Here is a 1,403-nt window from a genome sequence, read left to right as displayed (position 1 = left end):
TAAAAACTAGCTCCAACTCCTGTCCCTTCTGCATAGCTGCCTTCTGCCTTCTGCCTTAAAGCAGCCCATTTCTTTCACGAATCAGATCGGATTGCTATATCACTTGATAGGGTGCTCAGTACAGGACAAAAGTTGCAAAAAGTGCCAGGGAGAGGGTTTGATGGAAATTACCACAAAGACCACAAACCCTCATGGAACAGATTAACCAACTTCGAGCCAAATTGCGACCCCACCTGGGCTGGCATGGGGCGCGACTCTCCTTCGTCGCCATGTTCCTCATAGCCCTATTTCGAGCCAAAACAGTCAATAAGCGCGGAGTTGGCGACCGTGTGCGGAGGAAAAGCCGCTCATGCATCTCACTACAAGCGAATGCAGCGATTCTTCCGGTCTTTTGACCTAGACATGGCTCAAATTGCCCAGATGCTCGTCAAATTGGCTGGAATCCCTCAACCTTGGGTACTGAGCCTTGACCGCACTAACTGGTATGCACGGAAAAACCCACTTCAACATCTTAATGTTGGGTGTGGTCCATGAGGGGATTGCTTTCCCCTTGCTGTGGACTCTGCTTGAGAAGCAGGGCAATAGTAACAGTGATGAACGTATGGATTTACTTGATCGCTTTGAAGCTTTGTTTCCTGATGTGGTGATCGCGTACCTAACTGCTGACCGGGAATTTATCGGCCAAGAGTGGCTGTCCTATCTGTTGATGGACAAGCCAATTCCGTTTCGGATACGCATACGTCAAAGTGACTTGATTCGATCCCGGACTCGGCAACAAGCCGTACCAGGGTCTCGCTATTTTGCCAACTTGTCCGTCGGGGAAACTCGCGTCCTTTCAGGTCATCATTGGGTTTGGGGTCGCCCAGTCTATGTGATTGGCGCTCGCCTACAACCGACTCAAAAAGGAGATGATAATTTTCTGATTCTGGTCACCAATCATTGCCCCGAACAAGCTTTATCGGATTATACCCGCCGTTGGGGCATCGAGACCCTGTTTGCGGCACTGAAGACTCGGGGTTTTTGCCTTGAATCGACTCATTTCAATGATGCCCCGAGACTAAGCAAACTTTTGGCTTTGTTAGCGATCGCCTTTGTGTGGGCGATGAAGACGGGTTTGTGGCAACATACACTCAAACCCATTCCGATTAAATCCCATCAACGACGAGCCAAGAGCCTATTTCGTTTGGGATTTGATTATCTGCGCTCAATTTTCACCAATCTTGACCACCACTTCCCAGCTTTTCTTAACTCTCTCCATTTTTTGTCCTGTACTTAGGATAGGGTGCTATAAAATTATACCAATTCACTAAAACCTTGCTATCTATTATAGCAATCCTAAATCATTTGTAAAATCACTGGACTTCTTAAAAACTAGTTCCAACTCCGGTCCCTTCAGCATAGCT

General features: G+C 47.5%; 1 pseudogene. It reads left to right on the top strand.

Features of this window, described 5'->3' with window-relative positions:
- The first annotated feature begins 191 nt into the window (after positions 1–191).
- Positions 192–1,276: pseudogene (locus F6K37_RS42335) on the top strand (IS4 family transposase).
- The last annotated feature ends 127 nt before the right edge of the window (positions 1,277–1,403 follow it).

It is taken from the genome of Moorena sp. SIO4E2, assembly GCF_010671945.1.
Taxonomy (GTDB): domain Bacteria; phylum Cyanobacteriota; class Cyanobacteriia; order Cyanobacteriales; family Coleofasciculaceae; genus Moorena; species Moorena producens.
This window is presented reverse-complemented; position numbering and strand designations above follow the sequence as displayed.